Origin of the sequence: Compostibacillus humi (genome assembly GCF_014637175.1) — a bacterium.
In the GTDB taxonomy this organism is placed as follows: Bacteria; Bacillota; Bacilli; order Bacillales; family Amphibacillaceae; genus Oceanobacillus; species Oceanobacillus humi.
In genome coordinates, this window is sequence record NZ_BMEV01000035.1 from 1 (window position 1) to 15,880 (window position 15,880).

The window sequence follows — 15,880 nt, forward strand, 5'->3', positions numbered from 1 at the left end:
TTAAACAGCTTTGTATATGGATATTCAAATGGATTTTTAGAAGGGATTAATAACCACACGAAAGTCATGAAACGGAATGCGTTTGGATTTAGAAACTTTAGACGTTCCCGTGCTCGAATATTACTATCGCACAAGTATAAAGAAATTGGAGTTCATGTGGGTTAGGAAGACAGTTTCCTTTTACTCCTCTTCCTTTATTGGTGAAATTTATTTCACCAATAAAGGAAGAGGCCACCAAGCGTAAGCGCGGTAGCCTTAACCCCAACATTTGACATAGAACCTTTTTTTTATTTCCTTAAATGATGGATGGCAGAAAAATGTATGATAAACAGGAGAAAAAGAATACTAATAATAATTCCAATCAGCTTACAGAAAGAGGGAAGCTTATGTATTTCTCCGGTTCCATCTTTAGCGGCGAAATTGATCCGCAGTTGGAAAACATGTATGTGACACAGGTAAAAAGCATGACGACAGGGACAAACTTGTCCGCTGAACAAGTACAGACGTTATATGACTATGTGCTGCAGCATAAAGATACTTGTATGGTGACGATTAATGATCAAATCCCGATTTTGTTAAAAGAGCAGGAAGTGGACCGGCTGGCAGCTGATTTGGAAAATATTTTGCACTTTTTTCGAGAAGGGAAGGAGTCATAATCCATGGAGAAAAAAAGCCGTGAAAAGGCTGAAACGGTAGCGGAAAAAACGTATCAGTACTCTGATTATTACAGTGATGATCAGCTTTCAAAAGGTATGGCAATTACCCATGAACAGGTTTCCGATACTTATATGGAAGGGACGGTTGATCGGAAGGAAACGAACAATGAGCGGGACGATTTCGAAACGGAAGGCATCCCGCGAAAATTACCTGGGTCAAAGAATAAACGATAAATATTTTAATTTTGAAAGACTTTCCGCTATAGGAGAGTCTTTTTATATTTTTCTTTCCATTACCCCAAATATTTATCCACTGTGGATAAGTATCCGATTCTTTATTTTTTAACCGATTTATGCTATTCTAATTTGTTAGTGATGTTTTACTTGTTCACATGTGGATAAAATAAAAAGTAACGCGGCTGGAGGTGACAAAATGATGGAAACAGATACAATTACAGCAATATCTACACCAATAGGAGAAGGAGCAATCGCCATTGTCCGTCTCAGCGGACCGGAAGCAATTTCGATTGCAGCAACTATTTTTACCGGCAAGAATTTGCATGAGGTTGAGTCCCATACGATTCACTATGGGAAAATCATTGACCCGGAATCGGAGGAAGTTGCCGATGAAGTGATGGTTTCCGTCATGCGTGCACCGAAAACATTTACACGGGAAGATGTTGTGGAAATTAATTGTCATGGTGGAATGGTTGCAGTAAACCGAGTATTGCAAATTGTCCTCGACCAAGGTGCCAGAATTGCTGAACCAGGAGAATTTACTAAGCGGGCATTTCTGAATGGCCGGATTGATTTGTCCCAGGCCGAAGCGGTAATGGACTTAATTCGTGCGAAAACGGATAAAGCAATGAATGTAGCTTTAAAGCAGATGGACGGAAGACTATCTTCCCTAATTCAGCGGCTGCGTCAAGATTTGCTGGAAACTGTAGCCCATGTGGAAGTGAATATAGATTATCCCGAGTATGATGATGTGGAAGAAATGTCCCATGAAATGATGCGAAAGAAAACGAAGGAAGTGCATGAAGAAATCCAAAAGCTGTTAAGTGTCGCTAAACAAGGGAAAATTCTTCGGGAAGGGCTGGCGACGGCAATTATCGGCCGCCCGAATGTCGGAAAATCTTCCCTAATGAATACCCTTGTTCAGGAAAATAAAGCAATTGTAACGGATATACCAGGCACAACCCGGGATATTATCGAAGAATATGTCAATGTGAAAGGTGTTCCTCTCCGTTTAGTGGATACGGCGGGTATTCGTGAAACCGAAGATATTGTTGAAAAAATCGGGGTAGAACGGTCACGAAAAGTATTAAAAGAGTCTGACTTAATTTTACTCGTCCTTAATTACAATGAACCGCTATCGGATGAAGACAGAAACTTGTTTGAAGCAGTAAAAGGCTTGGAATATATCGTCATTGTCAATAAAACGGATTTAGAACAAAAATTGAATATGGATGAAGTAAGAGAGCTTGCCGGGGAAAAGCCGGTGATAGCTACCTCGCTAGTAAGAGAAGAAGGGGTAGAGCAGTTGGAAGAAGCTATTCGCAATATATTTTTTGCCGGAGAGATTGAATCTGGGGATCTCACCTATGTTTCCAATGTTCGGCATATCCAGCTGCTGAAAAAGGCTGCCAAAGCGTTAGAAGATGCGATGGAAGCGATTGAACTTGGCATGCCCCTCGATGTCATTCAGATTGATGTGACGAGGACGTGGGAATTTTTAGGGGAAATTATCGGGGATACAGCGAGCGATGCATTAATCGACCAGTTATTTTCCCAGTTCTGTTTAGGAAAATAATTTTTTCTGGAAACACTATTAGAAAAGTTAGAAAGGATGAACGAACGTGACATACAATGCAGGGCAATATGATGTGATCGTCATTGGTGCAGGCCATGCAGGGGTGGAAGCTGGTGTTGCAGCTGCCCGTATGGGAGCGAAAACATTGATGCTCACCCTCAATTTGGATACGATTGCCTACATGCCTTGTAATCCATCGATCGGCGGCCCTGCAAAGGGTATTGTCGTTCGGGAAGTGGATGCGCTTGGCGGAGTAATGGCAAAGGTAATCGATAAGACATATATACAAATGCGCATGCTCAATACACGAAAAGGACCTGCGGTGCAAGCATTGCGGGCCCAAGCTGATAAAGCCCTTTACAGCAACGAAATGAAAAAGGTTATCGAAAATGAAGAAAACTTAACGATTCGGCAAGCGATGGTGGAAAAGCTAATTGTCGAAGACGGGGTTTGTAAAGGGGTTATTACGGAAACCCATGCAGCCTATTACGGGAAAGCTGTGATAATTACGACTGGAACATATTTGCGCGGAAAAATTTTAATGGGAGATTTGGAGTACGAAAGCGGTCCAAACAATCAGCGCCCGTCCATTAATCTATCGAAAAACTTGGAAGAACTGGGAATTCAACTCGTCCGGTTTAAAACGGGAACTCCGCCGCGGGTAAAAAGCCAAACGATCGATTATTCCAAAACAGAAATTCAGCCAGGGGACGAAGAAGCCCGTGCTTTTTCCTATGAAACAACGGAATTTATTACAGATCAAATTCCTTGCTGGCTCACGTATACGAATGAAACGACTCACCAGGTAATTAACGATAATTTAGGACTATCTGCTATGTATTCTGGGATGAAGCGGGGGACTGGTCCGCGTTACTGTCCGTCCATTGAGGACAAAATTGTCCGTTTCCATGATAAACCGCGGCATCAAATATTTTTGGAGCCAGAAGGGCGAAATACGGAAGAAGTCTATGTGCAAGGGCTTTCCACTTCCCTTCCAGAATCGGTACAGCACGAAATGATTAAAAGCATTCCCGGATTAGAGAATGCAGAAATTATGCGGCCAGGCTATGCCATTGAGTATGACGCTGTCGTACCGACCCAGTTATGGCCGTCATTAGAATTGAAAAAAATATCCGGACTTTTTACGGCCGGACAAATAAACGGAACGAGCGGCTATGAAGAAGCTGCCGGTCAGGGGATTATGGCCGGAATCAATGCTGCCCGTAAAGTACAAGGAAAAGAACCGATTATTTTGGACCGTTCCCAGGCCTATATCGGCGTGTTAATCGATGACCTTGTTACGAAAGGAACGAATGAACCATATCGCTTGCTTACTTCCCGGGCGGAGTACCGCTTGTTATTGCGCCATGATAATGCAGATTTGCGCCTGACCGAAATCGGTTATGAAGTCGGACTAATCAACGAAGAACGATATCGCCGGTTTACAGAAAAAAAGCATCTGATTGAAGAAGAAAAGCGGCGCCTGAACAAGATTGTCATCAAACCGACAGAGGAAGTCCAGCAAATGTTGAATGAAGCAGGCGCTTCCCCTTTAAAAGAAGCAATAAAGGTGTATGATCTACTGAAACGTCCGGAATTAGGGTATGCCGATATCGAAAAAATCATCGAAAAAAACGATGCATTAACCGATGAAGTGAAGGAACAAGTGGAAATTCAAGTGAAATACGAAGGATATATTAAAAAGGCGAAGGAACAAGTGGAACGGATGCTAAAAATGGAGGACAAAAAGATTCCTGAAGATATTGATTATGATGCCATTCCTGGCCTAGCCACCGAGGCAAGGGAAAAGCTGAAAAAAATCCGCCCTCTATCCGTCGGCCAAGCGTCGCGGATTTCCGGAGTAAACCCGGCAGATATATCGATACTGCTCGTATATATTGAGCAGGGGAATATTGCCCGTACGGCAAATTAATACTAGAGGAGAAAAGCCAATGAATCCGACTGTTTTCCAACAATCGCTGCAGGAAAAGGGAATAGAATTGACAACAAAACAGCTGGACCAGTTCCATACGTATTACGAATTGCTCGTGGAATGGAATAAGAAAATGAACTTGACATCAATTACAGACAGAGAAGAAGTTTTTCTGAAACATTTTTACGATAGCATCACCGTTTCTTTCTATACTGATTTTACAAAGGAAACTAGCTTATGTGATGTAGGAGCGGGGGCTGGATTTCCAAGCATCCCTTTAAAAATCTGTTTTCCTAATCTCCGTGTAACGATTGTTGATTCATTACAAAAACGAATCGGCTTCCTTGAACATCTGGCAGAACAATTACAGCTCGAACAGGTTCAGTTTTTCCACGACCGGGCAGAAACCTTCGGGAAAAACCGGGATTTTCGGGAATCATTTGACGTTGTAACGGCGAGAGCGGTGGCGAGAATGTCTGTACTTAGTGAACTATGCCTTCCGCTCGTCAAAAAAGAAGGACGATTTATTGCCATGAAAGGATCCCAAGGAAAAGAAGAGCTGGAGAAAGCAAAGAAGGCTATTTCCATTCTTGGAGGCAAAGTGGAAGATATTCATACTTTTACCCTTCCAAAAGAGGAAAGCGAGCGGTCCATTATTGTCATTCGCAAAACAAAAAATACCCCAAAAAGTTATCCGCGAAAGGCTGGTACGCCAAATCGAAATCCGATTGAATAAAAGGCGACCAGCCTTTTTTATTTGTACTAGAATAGGAAAGTGACTTTAATTTATTCTATTTTTTATCTAAATATGGTAAGATGAGAGTAACTGCTTCGAAATGCTCAGTATTTGATACTGCAGCTTTTTTATTATGGTTTAATAGATTGTGAGAATTACGAACGGGCAAGGTAGGATGCCCAGTTGATAAATACATAGATGTTAGAAATGTTTCACGTGAAACAATAGTTTTTTATATTTAAAGGTGGTGTTAATTATAGTGCATCCTTTTAATCGTTTTTTTGGTTTGGGGGAAAAAATCCCTGCAGAGGATGAAAAGAGTTATCGTCCTGATGAAGTGATACAAATACCGGTCCAAAAAATTGTTCCTAACCGTTATCAGCCCCGGACAATCTTTCACGAAGAAAAAATAAAAGAATTGGCACAAACGATTCGCACCCATGGGATGATCCAGCCGATTGTTGTTCGCAAGCTGGATGAAGACAAATACGAAATCATCGCAGGGGAGCGCAGATGGAGAGCTGTCCAATTATTACAATGGGAAACTGTACCTGCAATTATTCGTGATTTTACTGATACCGAAACAGCATCCGTTGCGCTGATTGAAAACTTACAGCGAGAAGAACTGACCCCGATTGAAGAAGCCTACGCTTATGCGAAATTGCTAGAAATGCATTCGTTAACTCAGGAAGCATTGGCCCAGCGGCTTGGAAAAAACCAATCGACCATTGCGAACAAGTTAAGGCTGTTAAAACTTCCGAAAGAAATTCAAGATGCCTTAATGGAAAGAAAGATAACGGAAAGACATGCACGGGCTTTGATTCAGGTGAAAGAACCAGAAATGCAATTAATATTAATGGAAGAAATTATTGAAAATCACCTGAATGTAAAACAGACGGAGGAACGGATTGCAAAGCTGTATGAAAAGAAAGAAAAGAAAAAACGTCCGAAGTTAAAAGGGATTAATAAAGATGTCCGCATTGCAATGAATACGATTCGTCAGTCATTAAGCATGATTACAAAAACCGGTATAAATGTTGAATCAGATGAAAAGGAATTTGAAGATTTTTATCAAATTACCGTGAAAATACCAAAAAAGAAATGAATAGACTTTACGCCAACAACCCATCTTCCAGTCCTGCCAAGATGGGTTTTCCTTTCTTTCGCATTATGGCTCATTTATTAGCAGTTGATGGAAAAAGGGAAAATAATAGTTATATAACTTCATTTAATGATAAAATAGTAGGTATATCATTTAGGAAGGTGTCAACATGGGGAAGATAATATCCATCGCCAACCAAAAGGGAGGCGTAGGGAAAACAACTTCATCTGTTAATTTAAGTGCATGTCTAGCATATTTGGGACAAAAAGTACTATTAGTAGATGTGGATCCGCAAGGAAATGCAACGAGCGGTGTCGGAGTGAGCAAAGCCGATGTGGACCAATGCGTATATAACGTCTTAGTAGAAGATATTCCTGTTCAGAATGTCATTATCTCCACCAATGTGGAGAATCTTGATTTAATTCCGGCGACCATTCAATTGTCCGGCGCAGAAATCGAATTAGTACCGATTATTTCAAGGGAAATACGACTAAAAAAAGCGTTGGACAGTTTAAAAGATGAATACGATTATATTATTATTGATTGTCCTCCGTCTTTAGGGCTCTTGACGCTGAATGCATTAACCGCATCAGACACGGTCATCATCCCGGTACAATGTGAATATTATGCGCTGGAAGGGCTTAGCCAATTGTTAAATACGATTCGCCTTGTTCAAAAACATTTAAATAAGTCTTTAATGATTGAAGGTGTCCTTCTAACAATGCTCGATGCCCGGACAAATCTTGGATTACAAGTCATTCAGGAAGTGAAAAAGTATTTTCAGGATCGAGTGTATAAATCAATCATTCCTAGAAATGTAAGATTAGGAGAGGCACCGAGTCATGGTCAGCCGATCATCATTTATGACCCAAAATCAAAAGGTGCGGAAGTTTATCTTGATTTAGCGAAGGAAGTGATGGAAAGTGGCGAGAGGGTTGGGTAAAGGGCTAGATGAAATCGGAAAAGGTCTCAATGCTTATTTTCCCGGGAATACGGATGAAAGTGATGAAGTTCAGGAAATCGCAATTAGCGAATGTCGACCAAATCCATACCAGCCGAGAAAAACTTTTCATGCAGATGCTATCGAAGAATTAAAAGTATCTATTCTCGAACACGGAATTATTCAGCCAATCGTCGTTCGCAAAAGCATCAAAGGATATGAAATCGTTGTTGGAGAGCGCAGATACCGGGCTGCAAAGGAAGCAGGACTTACTACGATTCCGGCGATAGTAAAAGAATTAACAGATGAAAAAATGATGGAAATAGCCTTGCTGGAAAATCTGCAGCGGGAAGATTTAACGCCAATCGAGGAAGCGCATGCCTATTCGAGATTAATGAAAGAACTAAAACTGACCCAGGAAGAATTGTCAAAACGTCTTGGTAAAAGCCGGTCCCATATCGCCAATATGGTCCGCCTGTTATCCTTGCCGGAACAAGTGGTTGCCTATATTAATAACGGGGAACTATCGATGGGACATGGACGAGCTTTATTAGGTTTGAAAGACAAAAACAAGCTTTTTCCGTTAGTTGAAAAAATACGTAAAGAAAGCCTGAATGTCAGACAGGTTGAAAAACTTATTCAGGAATGGAATGAGAAACGGAAGGAAAAGAAAGAAAAGCCTAAGAAAGATGTATTTTTGCAAGAACGGGAATCGTTTTTGCGGGAACGTCTCGGAACAGCTGTAACAATTCAGCGGGGGAAAAGGAAAGGCAAAATCGAAATTGAATTTTACAATGATGACGATTTAGATCGGATTATAGAGTTACTGGAAAACTAAAAGGATGAATTGATTTGCCGAATGTTTCACGTGAAACATTCGGCTGTTTTATTTTTAATCATTGCTTTTTTCTTATAGAATCATTATATTTGTAATAATCGTTGTTTCAAAAATTTATAGTTTAAGAGAAGACATACAATTTAACATGGGAGAAAAAGAGGGAACAGATATGGCTTTATTTGGTACGATTATCAATGGAGTATTAATTATAGTCGGAAGCTTGTTAGGGTTGGTTTTCACGAAAATACCAGAAAGATATAAAGAAACAGTGATGCATGGAATTGGGCTGGCGGTCATCTTAATCGGATTGCAGATGGCTTTTGCTACAAACCAAATCATTATCGTCTTAATCAGTCTTTTAACCGGGGCGATTATTGGGGAGTTTTTCCGAATTGAAGAAGGGCTTAATCGTCTCGGGAACTGGATTGGCAGCAAATTCCGAACCAAGGGAAATGAAAACAGCATTGCCCAAGGATTCGTCACCGCTTCTTTAATCTTTTGCATCGGTGCCATGGGTATTATCGGGGCGCTGGACTCAGGAATTCGCGGAGACCATGGGGTATTAATTACAAAAGGAATTATTGACGGATTTACAAGCATCGTATTGACGTCCACGTTAGGATTCGGTGTTATTTTATCCGTCTTCCCGGTCGTAGTTTATCAGGGAACTATCGCCATATTTGCTACGCAAATTGACAAATGGATACCAGAGTCGGTGTTAAGCGGATTGATTGTGGAAGTAACAGCGGTAGGGGGATTGCTTATCGTTGCAATTGGTCTCAATTTGCTAAAACTAATGCAAATTCGAATCGGAAATTTATTGCCTTCGATATTGACGGTAGTAATCATCTATTACATCTATTTGCTTATTTTATAATACTCCCATTCAAGTATTTATTTTGTCATGGAAAACAGCACAGAAAGCTGCATTCTTCATTATCCAAAAATACACTCATATTTATCGGGTGATGAGGAGGGGATGTATGCGTCAAATAGCCGGCAAATTATACGAAATAATGATGCTAATACTTGTTGTTCTCACTGTAATGACCGTTTGGAATGATGTTTTATACAATAATTATATTAATATCATCGTATGGGCTGTATTTTTCGTCGATTTTATGCAAAGATTATACCGGGCAGAAAGTAAATGGGCCTTTATAAAAGAAAACCCATTTCTTGTGCTTGCAATTATTCCTTTTGATCAATTTTTTCAAACAGCGAGAATCGTACGGGTCATTTATTTATTCCGTGTCAAAACGATCGCAAAACATTATATCGCTCCGTGGAGAGATAAACTTACAGATCGGTCATTTCGCGGAATCGTAATCTTTCTGCTGGCATATCAATTGACAGAAGCAGTGATTATCTTGAACATAGAGGAATCTGTTCCGGATTTGCCCGGTGCCCTCTTAGTAGTCTTTGGACAGTTATTCTTTTTTGGCCGAAATATATTCGTAATTACCGATCCGATTTCTGTTTTCCTTTTAACTGTCACATCGATTATTGGGATTATTATACAAGGGTTCGCTTTACAATGGATATTTACGAAAAGTGAACAATGGTATAAAAAAGCAAAGCAAAAACATTAGGCCCTATTATTCCGAACCATTAAATGGTTCGTTTTCTTTGCAAGTTATCTTTGTTTACAACGGAGGCAATGGAATAACTGTACGTTAAAGAACGGTCAATATTTTCCATAATGAAAGCGATTTTCTTAGCCATATCCATCACAACGGAAAGCCGTGTGTTTTGCAGCACTGAATATTCCATAAAACCGCTAATATTAACTACACCAGTAATATGCAAATCACCAATTTCGGGCAGCGTTTTATTTAAAGCAGCCCCAGGTTTTAACGGTCCTTTTGCTGCAATCACATAACCAATGGAACTGTTTTTACCTAAACAGGCATCAATGGCAATGATAAATGGCCGGCGATGCTTTTCGTAAATTAAATCCAGCTTCTCCTGCAAATTCGTTGCATGTACCGGGTCGTGCAAGGTGCCATACACCGATAAATGTTTAAGCCGCAGGTCTTCTAAAAACGTTCCGGTTAATGGGCCTAATGCATCGCCAGTAGAACGGTCGGTGCCGATACATACGACCACATATTCCCGGGGAATATCGGGAAGCCAGGAAACAATTTTTTCGCCCATCACCTGATGGATGTTTGGATCGGTATAAGGCATGCGAAATTGGTCATGTATCGCTCCAAAACGGTTCTTTCCATTCATAGCTTTTCCTCCATAAACATATTGGTATAGTATACGGATAATTTGAAAAATGTATACATCAATTTATAAAATGGAGGAAAAATTACATGGTCAGAGCTAGTCTAAAGTGGATCTTTTTAATTTTAGGTACAACAATAGGGGCCGGATATGCATCAGGAAGGGAATTATGGCAGTTTTTCGGACATGGAAGCGGACTGGCTATCTTATTGTTTACCATTCTGTTTTCCTTTTGCTGTATGGTAATTATGGAACTAAGTTTTAAACACCGCTCTTCCAACTACTTTCCGGTATTGCATGAAATAGTCGGACCCCGTATCGCTCCTTTCTATGATGCGATGATTTTCGTATATCTCTTTACGACGACCGTTGTAATGATAGCCGGCAGCGGTGCAACTGGACAAGCATTCCAGATATCTTATTGGTGGGGAATTATCTTTACGGTTTTTGCCCTCGTATTATTATTTATCAGAGATATTCAAGGGTTATTATCTGTAAATCAGTTTATCATGCCAATATTAATCGGCGGCTTAATATTCATCTTATTACTATTTATTCGTGATCAGGAACTGAGTCTCTTTTCCCATCTCCATGAGCAGCATAACTGGCTGGCGGCATTTCCGTTTACTTCATTAAACATATTGCCTTTAGTAGCTGTCTTAGGAGCGATAGGCAACCAAGTGAAAACAAAGGCGGAAATTATCGCCGCCTCCTTTGGCAGCGGGGTTATACTGGGTGTCCTGACGTTTATTTATAATAATAGTTTGATTCGCATTGCCGATGATATATTAATATATGAAATTCCGCTATTTGCAATACTGAAACATTATCCCTTTGAAATTCTGCTCTTTATGTCCATTATGCTCTGGTTTGCCATTTTTACCACAGCAGCTTCCGGATTATTAGGTATGGCAACGAGAATCAGGCCGTGGATTAATAAACCGTTAATCATCATCGTCATCATACTCATCGTTTTGATGATTCCGTTAACTACAATTGGATTTTCTACTTTAATAAAGTTTCTATATCCGCTATACGGGATGTTAAATTTATATGTATTAACCCGTTTAATATTATATCCGTGGTGGAGAGAGAAATAATTACAAACGCAAATAGAGGGAAGATTCAAAAATATCTTAAGTCACTTTTTCATAGAAAATTAGATATAATAGTAGAAAAGGAGATGGTGTCAGATGGCAGAAAAGGAATTTGCTTTACATGATATCGTACAAATGAAAAAACCCCATCCATGCGGAGAAAACCGGTGGCGAATCATACGTATGGGAATGGATATACGCATTAAATGTTTAGGATGTGACCATAGCGTGTTAATGCCGCGGCGGGAATTTGAGAAAAAAATGAAAAAAGTAGTCGAAAAGGCAGAAATATAAATTTTGCAGAAAAATATAGGGAAAAATGGAAAATCCTATAAAGTGAAATTTAAAAAATAGGTAGGTTTTCTGTGCCTATTTTTATTTTTTTGGAATTTGTCTTTTTATTTATACCTATCTATAATGAAAACAAAGAATCGGACTGCAGATAGTCAAGAGGAGGAAATAAACGATGGCCCTAACAGCAGGAATTGTCGGACTGCCAAACGTAGGAAAATCTACACTTTTTAATGCAATAACACAAGCAGGAGCAGAAGCTGCCAACTATCCCTTTGCCACCATTGATCCGAATGTGGGAATAGTGGAAGTGCCAGATGAACGGCTAAATAAATTAACAGAACTGGTGAAGCCGAAAAAAACGGTACCAACGACTTTTGAGTTTACCGATATTGCCGGTATTGTCAAAGGTGCAAGCAAAGGAGAAGGGCTCGGCAACCAATTTCTTTCCCATATTCGCCAAGTTGATGCCATTTGCCATGTTGTACGCTGTTTTGAAGATCAAAATATTACCCATGTAGCCGGAAAAGTTGACCCGATTGAAGACATTGATGTAATAAATTTAGAATTGATTTTGGCTGATTTGGAAACGGTGAATAAACGGTATCAGCGGGTGGAGAAACTGGCAAGGCAAAAGGATAAAGATGCGGTAGCCGAATTCCAAGTACTGGCGAAACTTAAGGAAGGGCTGGAAGAGGAAAAGCCGGCGCGAGTTTTGGAGTTTACCGAAGAACAGGAAAAAATCGTCAAAGGATTGCACTTATTAACCTATAAACCGATTTTGTATGTAGCCAATGTCGGTGAAGAAGAAGTCAGCAATCCGGAGGAAAACCCGAATGTACAAAAAGTAAAGGAGTACGCAGCAAACGAAAACGCGGAAGTCATTGTCATCTGTGCCAAAATTGAAGAAGAGATTGCTGAATTGGATGCTGAAGAAAAGGAAATGTTTTTACAGGAACTCGGGATTCGCGAGTCGGGACTGGACCAATTGATTCGTGCATCATACCATTTATTAGGATTGGCGACGTATTTTACTGCCGGCGAGCAAGAGGTGAGGGCATGGACCTTTAAACAAGGTATGAAAGCACCGCAAGCAGCAGGAATAATCCACTCTGACTTTGAACGGGGATTTATTCGTGCAGAAACAGTGTCTTATGAAGATCTGGTCGCTGCAGGATCGATGACAAGGGCCCGAGAGTTAGGAAAAGTGCGTCTGGAAGGAAAAGATTATATCGTTCAAGACGGCGATGTCATGCATTTCCGCTTTAATGTGTAATCGGTGCAGGAAAACGTAAATCGGATTTCTCGAATGCTTGTTAAGTTGAGAGTTTTTTGGTATAATATCACATCGTGAGTAATTATAATGATTGCTCCTTGCTCTTATGAAACAATAAGAGCCGCTAAGACCAAAAGGAGGTGTAACGGATGAGAAAGTATGAAATCATGTATATCATCCGCCCGGACATGGAGGAAGAAGCGCAAAACAATTTAATCGAGCGTTTCAACAAAATTTTAACCGATAACGGGGCGGAAATTGAAAAAGTGAATGAAATGGGCAAGCGACGCCTTGCTTATGAAATTCAAAAGTATCGTGATGGATATTATGTAGTCATTAACTTTAGCGGTGACGAAAAAGCGGTAAACGAATTTGATCGCCAAGCGAAGTTTAGTGATGATATTATTCGTCACATTGCAATTCGAGAAGACGATCAATAATAAGGAGTGGTTCTGATGTTGAATCGTGTCGTATTAGTTGGCAGACTGACGAGGGATCCTGAATTACGTTATACACCGAACGGAGTTGCCGTAGCGAATTTTACCATTGCCGTAAATCGTCCCTTTACGAACCAGCAGGGAAAACGGGAAGCGGATTTTATTAACTGTGTCGTATGGCGCAGACAGGCAGAAAATCTCGCCAACTTCATGAAAAAAGGCAACATGATTGGTGTGGATGGGCGGATTCAGACACGGACCTATGAAGCCCAAGATGGCCGAACGGTTTATGTTACCGAAGTAGTTGCTGAATCTATTCAGTTTTTAGAATCGAAAAGTTCTGCTTCTGGCGGAGGACAGCCGTTTGCATCAGGATTCCAGCAAGGTCAAAATCAGAACCAACCTGTATTTCCAGCTGATGAAAGTCCGGTGTCGGAAGATCCATTTAAAGACAATGGAGAACCGATTGATATTTCGGACGATGATTTGCCGTTTTAAAATAATGTTTCATTTTATAAATAAACAATGAACGTCTTTTATAAAAAGAATGAAGGAGGGATATGTATGGCAGCTCGCCGTGGACGTGCAAAACGCCGGAAAGTATGTTACTTTACTGCAAACGGAATTACCCACATCGACTACAAAGACGTGGAATTGCTCAGACGTTTTATTTCCGAGCGTGGTAAAATCTTACCTCGCCGGGTAACTGGAACTTCTGCAAAATACCAACGTAAATTGACAAAAGCGATTAAACGCGCTCGCCAAATGGCATTATTGCCTTACGTTGCTGATTAATGTGAAAACCTCTAAGTCTAATCCGCTTTAGACTTAGAGGTTTTTCCTTTTATCCTTCTTTTTGGATAATGGGAAATCATGATAATAAGCAAAGTGAAAGAATATAGAAAACTAAGGGCGATATACCCGTCTGCCACCGGAAAAATAAAGGCAGCGCCACTATATAGCAATAATGGCAATGTAACCGTAAAGGCACTCATTTTCCAAAGAAGAGAGTAGTGAAGCTTCCGGTTCATCCATTTTGCCGTCCATGAACCGATATAGGCAATTATGGATAAACCGAGAAATACTAAAATGTTCATTGGGAGATAATAAAAGATAAAAAAGTAAACAATTGCAAAAATGATATTTATATCGGCAAAAGCGTCTGGATTCGTTACGTAGCCGACAACAGACGGCAGGGAAACGAGGGCCAATAAAATAAAAAGATATATAATTGCAATATGCAAACCAACCCTGTTTAATGCAAACATCGCTTTTTTGCTCGGCAAGCGCACACTGTTTTTGAACACATTCCAAAAAATCATCGTAAAGGACTCCTATTATTTTCTTTTTAATCAGCTTAACTTCAATTATAACGGATGGTTTACGATAAAGCTGTGAAAACAAATTGAAATAAATCCGACATTATTTGACATTCAATCTAATATTCGGTATTTATTACCTGGGAAATCGATATTCTACATGTATCGACACCGTTTCAATTAAAATCATGTTATCATATATTAAGTATAGTGAATACATCTAAAGCGTAACGAGGTGTACTATGAATTCAACGAAAAGGATTACAGATGGAGCAATATTTTTAGCAGTTTTCATCGTATTATTGTTTATTTGGATGTTTGCTCCGGTGTTAAGCACTTTCCTTATATTTTTATTGCCGGTCCCTTTTATCGTATATACATATAGACATGATTGGAAAAACGGATTCGTAATGTTTCTCGCATCATGTATTCTGGCAGCGTTCATCCTGTCGGTTTTTTCATTGCCAGTTACACTCGTTGCGGGTATTGGCGGAATTTTGATTGGCCATGGTATGCATAAACGGTATTCGGCCTATGAAACATTAGCAAGGGGAGTGCTTGGTTTTATCGTTGGCATTTTAGGATTATACGTCATTACCCAGCTGCTGTTAGGAGTGAACTGGACGGAAAGCATTCGGGAAATGCTAGCAGAATCGATTGAAATTAGCGCTTCCATGTTTGAACAATTCGGCATGGGAGCAGAAACAAAACAAATGATGGAGTTAATGGAACTGCAGGCGGACTACGTTATTCAGCTTGTACCTGCTTTATTGTTAATATTGGCAGCTGTTCTAGCCTTTCTCAGTCAGTGGATTGGATATAAAGCAGTCAATCGGATCGATCGGAAAAACTTTCACTTTCCGCCTTTCCGTACGCTGCAATTTCCGGTATCCATCATTTGGATTTACTTGGCTGTTTTGCTATTTTCATTTTTTATTAATGATCAAGGAAACTTTTTGTACCAGCCAATACAAAATTTATTAATACTTATCGGTATGCTATTAGTTGTCCAAGGGCTCTCATTTATTTTCTACTATGCCCATCATAAAAACATGTCGAAGGCGATACCGGTTTTAAGCATTGTCCTCGTATTCCTGATGCCTTGGCTATTCCTTACATTTGTAAGAATTCTTGGTATCATTGATATTGGATTCCGATTAAGGGATTACGTGGAGAAGCGAAAATAAAGGAATTCCAGGGACGATAATTA

General features: G+C 40.0%; 20 protein-coding genes. 18 read left to right on the forward strand and 2 right to left on the reverse strand.

Going from position 1 to position 15,880, the window contains the following annotated elements:
- The 11 genes from IEV18_RS10050 to IEV18_RS10100 form a co-directional block, all read left to right on the forward strand.
- Nucleotides 1-165: transposase (locus IEV18_RS10050; protein WP_188392254.1), on the forward strand; the 165-nt coding region annotated here is incomplete at its 5' end.
- Nucleotides 166-317: 152 nt separating this feature from the next.
- A complete protein-coding gene (locus IEV18_RS10055) occupies nt 318-656 on the forward strand; it encodes a hypothetical protein (protein ID WP_188392255.1) in 339 nt (112 codons plus the stop codon).
- A 3-nt stretch (nt 657-659) separates the two neighbouring features.
- Entirely contained in the window at nt 660-890 is a 231-nt protein-coding gene (locus IEV18_RS10060) for a YozQ family protein (protein WP_188392256.1), read from the forward strand.
- A 202-nt stretch (nt 891-1,092) separates the two neighbouring features.
- The gene (gene mnmE, locus IEV18_RS10065) at nt 1,093-2,469 is read left to right on the forward strand and encodes a tRNA uridine-5-carboxymethylaminomethyl(34) synthesis GTPase MnmE (protein WP_188392284.1); all 1,377 of its coding nucleotides are present in this window, start codon (nt 1,093-1,095) and stop codon (nt 2,467-2,469) included.
- A gap of 46 nt (nt 2,470-2,515) precedes the next feature.
- Entirely contained in the window at nt 2,516-4,402 is a 1,887-nt protein-coding gene (mnmG, locus tag IEV18_RS10070; RefSeq protein ID WP_188392257.1) for a tRNA uridine-5-carboxymethylaminomethyl(34) synthesis enzyme MnmG, read from the forward strand.
- Between the two features lie 19 nt (nt 4,403-4,421).
- Complete coding sequence (gene rsmG, locus IEV18_RS10075) at nt 4,422-5,138, forward strand: 16S rRNA (guanine(527)-N(7))-methyltransferase RsmG (RefSeq protein ID WP_188392258.1); 717 nt, start codon at nt 4,422-4,424, stop codon at nt 5,136-5,138.
- Nucleotides 5,139-5,394: 256 nt separating this feature from the next.
- Nucleotides 5,395-6,243, forward strand: a complete 849-nt coding sequence (noc, locus tag IEV18_RS10080; protein WP_188392285.1) for a nucleoid occlusion protein — start codon at nt 5,395-5,397, stop codon at nt 6,241-6,243.
- Nucleotides 6,244-6,409: 166 nt separating this feature from the next.
- Nucleotides 6,410-7,183 carry a ParA family protein gene (locus IEV18_RS10085; protein ID WP_188392259.1) on the forward strand — a complete coding sequence of 258 codons (774 nt, stop codon included), beginning with the start codon at nt 6,410-6,412 and terminating at the stop codon, nt 7,181-7,183.
- On the forward strand, nt 7,164-8,018 hold the full coding sequence (locus IEV18_RS10090) for a ParB/RepB/Spo0J family partition protein (RefSeq protein WP_308421564.1): 855 nt from the start codon (nt 7,164-7,166) through the stop codon (nt 8,016-8,018). The genes IEV18_RS10085 and IEV18_RS10090 overlap by 20 nt, the downstream gene beginning before the upstream one ends.
- A gap of 169 nt (nt 8,019-8,187) precedes the next feature.
- Nucleotides 8,188-8,895, forward strand: a complete 708-nt coding sequence (locus tag IEV18_RS10095; protein WP_188392260.1) for a DUF554 domain-containing protein — start codon at nt 8,188-8,190, stop codon at nt 8,893-8,895.
- A gap of 106 nt (nt 8,896-9,001) precedes the next feature.
- Nucleotides 9,002-9,610: a transporter gene (locus IEV18_RS10100; RefSeq protein ID WP_188392261.1), complete on the forward strand. Its 609-nt coding sequence runs from the start codon at nt 9,002-9,004 to the stop codon at nt 9,608-9,610.
- A gap of 19 nt (nt 9,611-9,629) precedes the next feature.
- Here the strand turns inward: IEV18_RS10100 and yyaC are convergent, their stop codons facing one another.
- Nucleotides 9,630-10,253, reverse strand: coding sequence for a spore protease YyaC (yyaC, locus tag IEV18_RS10105; protein WP_188392262.1), 624 nt, complete (start codon nt 10,251-10,253; stop codon nt 9,630-9,632).
- Between the two features lie 86 nt (nt 10,254-10,339).
- Here yyaC and IEV18_RS10110 point away from each other — a divergent pair, with 86 nt between their 5' ends.
- The 6 genes from IEV18_RS10110 to rpsR all read left to right on the forward strand — a co-directional run bounded on the left by IEV18_RS10110 (nt 10,340) and on the right by rpsR (nt 14,146).
- The gene (locus IEV18_RS10110; protein WP_188392263.1) at nt 10,340-11,350 is read left to right on the forward strand and encodes a YkvI family membrane protein; all 1,011 of its coding nucleotides are present in this window, start codon (nt 10,340-10,342) and stop codon (nt 11,348-11,350) included.
- A 93-nt stretch (nt 11,351-11,443) separates the two neighbouring features.
- The gene (locus IEV18_RS10115; RefSeq protein ID WP_188392264.1) at nt 11,444-11,641 is read left to right on the forward strand and encodes a DUF951 domain-containing protein; all 198 of its coding nucleotides are present in this window, start codon (nt 11,444-11,446) and stop codon (nt 11,639-11,641) included.
- 172 nt (nt 11,642-11,813) lie between these two features.
- Entirely contained in the window at nt 11,814-12,914 is a 1,101-nt protein-coding gene (gene ychF / locus IEV18_RS10120; RefSeq protein WP_188392265.1) for a redox-regulated ATPase YchF, read from the forward strand.
- A 149-nt stretch (nt 12,915-13,063) separates the two neighbouring features.
- Nucleotides 13,064-13,354, forward strand: a complete 291-nt coding sequence (gene rpsF, locus IEV18_RS10125; protein WP_188392266.1) for a 30S ribosomal protein S6 — start codon at nt 13,064-13,066, stop codon at nt 13,352-13,354.
- Between the two features lie 15 nt (nt 13,355-13,369).
- Nucleotides 13,370-13,849 (forward strand): single-stranded DNA-binding protein, encoded by a 480-nt coding sequence (gene ssb / locus IEV18_RS10130; protein ID WP_188392267.1) that lies wholly within the window; start codon nt 13,370-13,372, stop codon nt 13,847-13,849.
- A 66-nt stretch (nt 13,850-13,915) separates the two neighbouring features.
- Nucleotides 13,916-14,146: a 30S ribosomal protein S18 gene (rpsR, locus tag IEV18_RS10135; RefSeq protein ID WP_188392268.1), complete on the forward strand. Its 231-nt coding sequence runs from the start codon at nt 13,916-13,918 to the stop codon at nt 14,144-14,146.
- A gap of 17 nt (nt 14,147-14,163) precedes the next feature.
- Here rpsR and IEV18_RS10140 read toward each other — a convergent pair whose 3' ends face one another.
- The gene (locus IEV18_RS10140; protein ID WP_188392269.1) at nt 14,164-14,673 is read right to left on the reverse strand and encodes a DUF1189 family protein; all 510 of its coding nucleotides are present in this window, start codon (nt 14,671-14,673) and stop codon (nt 14,164-14,166) included.
- Between the two features lie 239 nt (nt 14,674-14,912).
- Here IEV18_RS10140 and IEV18_RS10145 point away from each other — a divergent pair, with 239 nt between their 5' ends.
- On the forward strand, nt 14,913-15,857 hold the full coding sequence (locus IEV18_RS10145) for a YybS family protein (protein WP_188392270.1): 945 nt from the start codon (nt 14,913-14,915) through the stop codon (nt 15,855-15,857).
- Nucleotides 15,858-15,880: the final 23 nt, after the last annotated feature.

Coding starts and splice junctions, on each gene's coding strand:
- IEV18_RS10055 (WP_188392255.1), top strand. CDS start 318: ATGTATGATAAACAGGAGAAAAAGAATACTAATAATAATTCCAATCAG.
- IEV18_RS10060 (WP_188392256.1), top strand. CDS start 660: ATGGAGAAAAAAAGCCGTGAAAAGGCTGAAACGGTAGCGGAAAAAACG.
- mnmE (WP_188392284.1), top strand. CDS start 1,093: ATGGAAACAGATACAATTACAGCAATATCTACACCAATAGGAGAAGGA.
- rsmG (WP_188392258.1), top strand. CDS start 4,422: ATGAATCCGACTGTTTTCCAACAATCGCTGCAGGAAAAGGGAATAGAA.
- IEV18_RS10085 (WP_188392259.1), top strand. CDS start 6,410: ATGGGGAAGATAATATCCATCGCCAACCAAAAGGGAGGCGTAGGGAAA.
- IEV18_RS10095 (WP_188392260.1), top strand. CDS start 8,188: ATGGCTTTATTTGGTACGATTATCAATGGAGTATTAATTATAGTCGGA.
- IEV18_RS10100 (WP_188392261.1), top strand. CDS start 9,002: ATGCGTCAAATAGCCGGCAAATTATACGAAATAATGATGCTAATACTT.
- yyaC (WP_188392262.1), bottom strand. CDS start 10,253: ATGAATGGAAAGAACCGTTTTGGAGCGATACATGACCAATTTCGCATG.
- IEV18_RS10110 (WP_188392263.1), top strand. CDS start 10,340: ATGGTCAGAGCTAGTCTAAAGTGGATCTTTTTAATTTTAGGTACAACA.
- IEV18_RS10115 (WP_188392264.1), top strand. CDS start 11,444: ATGGCAGAAAAGGAATTTGCTTTACATGATATCGTACAAATGAAAAAA.
- ychF (WP_188392265.1), top strand. CDS start 11,814: ATGGCCCTAACAGCAGGAATTGTCGGACTGCCAAACGTAGGAAAATCT.
- rpsF (WP_188392266.1), top strand. CDS start 13,064: ATGAGAAAGTATGAAATCATGTATATCATCCGCCCGGACATGGAGGAA.
- ssb (WP_188392267.1), top strand. CDS start 13,370: ATGTTGAATCGTGTCGTATTAGTTGGCAGACTGACGAGGGATCCTGAA.
- rpsR (WP_188392268.1), top strand. CDS start 13,916: ATGGCAGCTCGCCGTGGACGTGCAAAACGCCGGAAAGTATGTTACTTT.
- IEV18_RS10140 (WP_188392269.1), bottom strand. CDS start 14,673: ATGATTTTTTGGAATGTGTTCAAAAACAGTGTGCGCTTGCCGAGCAAA.
- IEV18_RS10145 (WP_188392270.1), top strand. CDS start 14,913: ATGAATTCAACGAAAAGGATTACAGATGGAGCAATATTTTTAGCAGTT.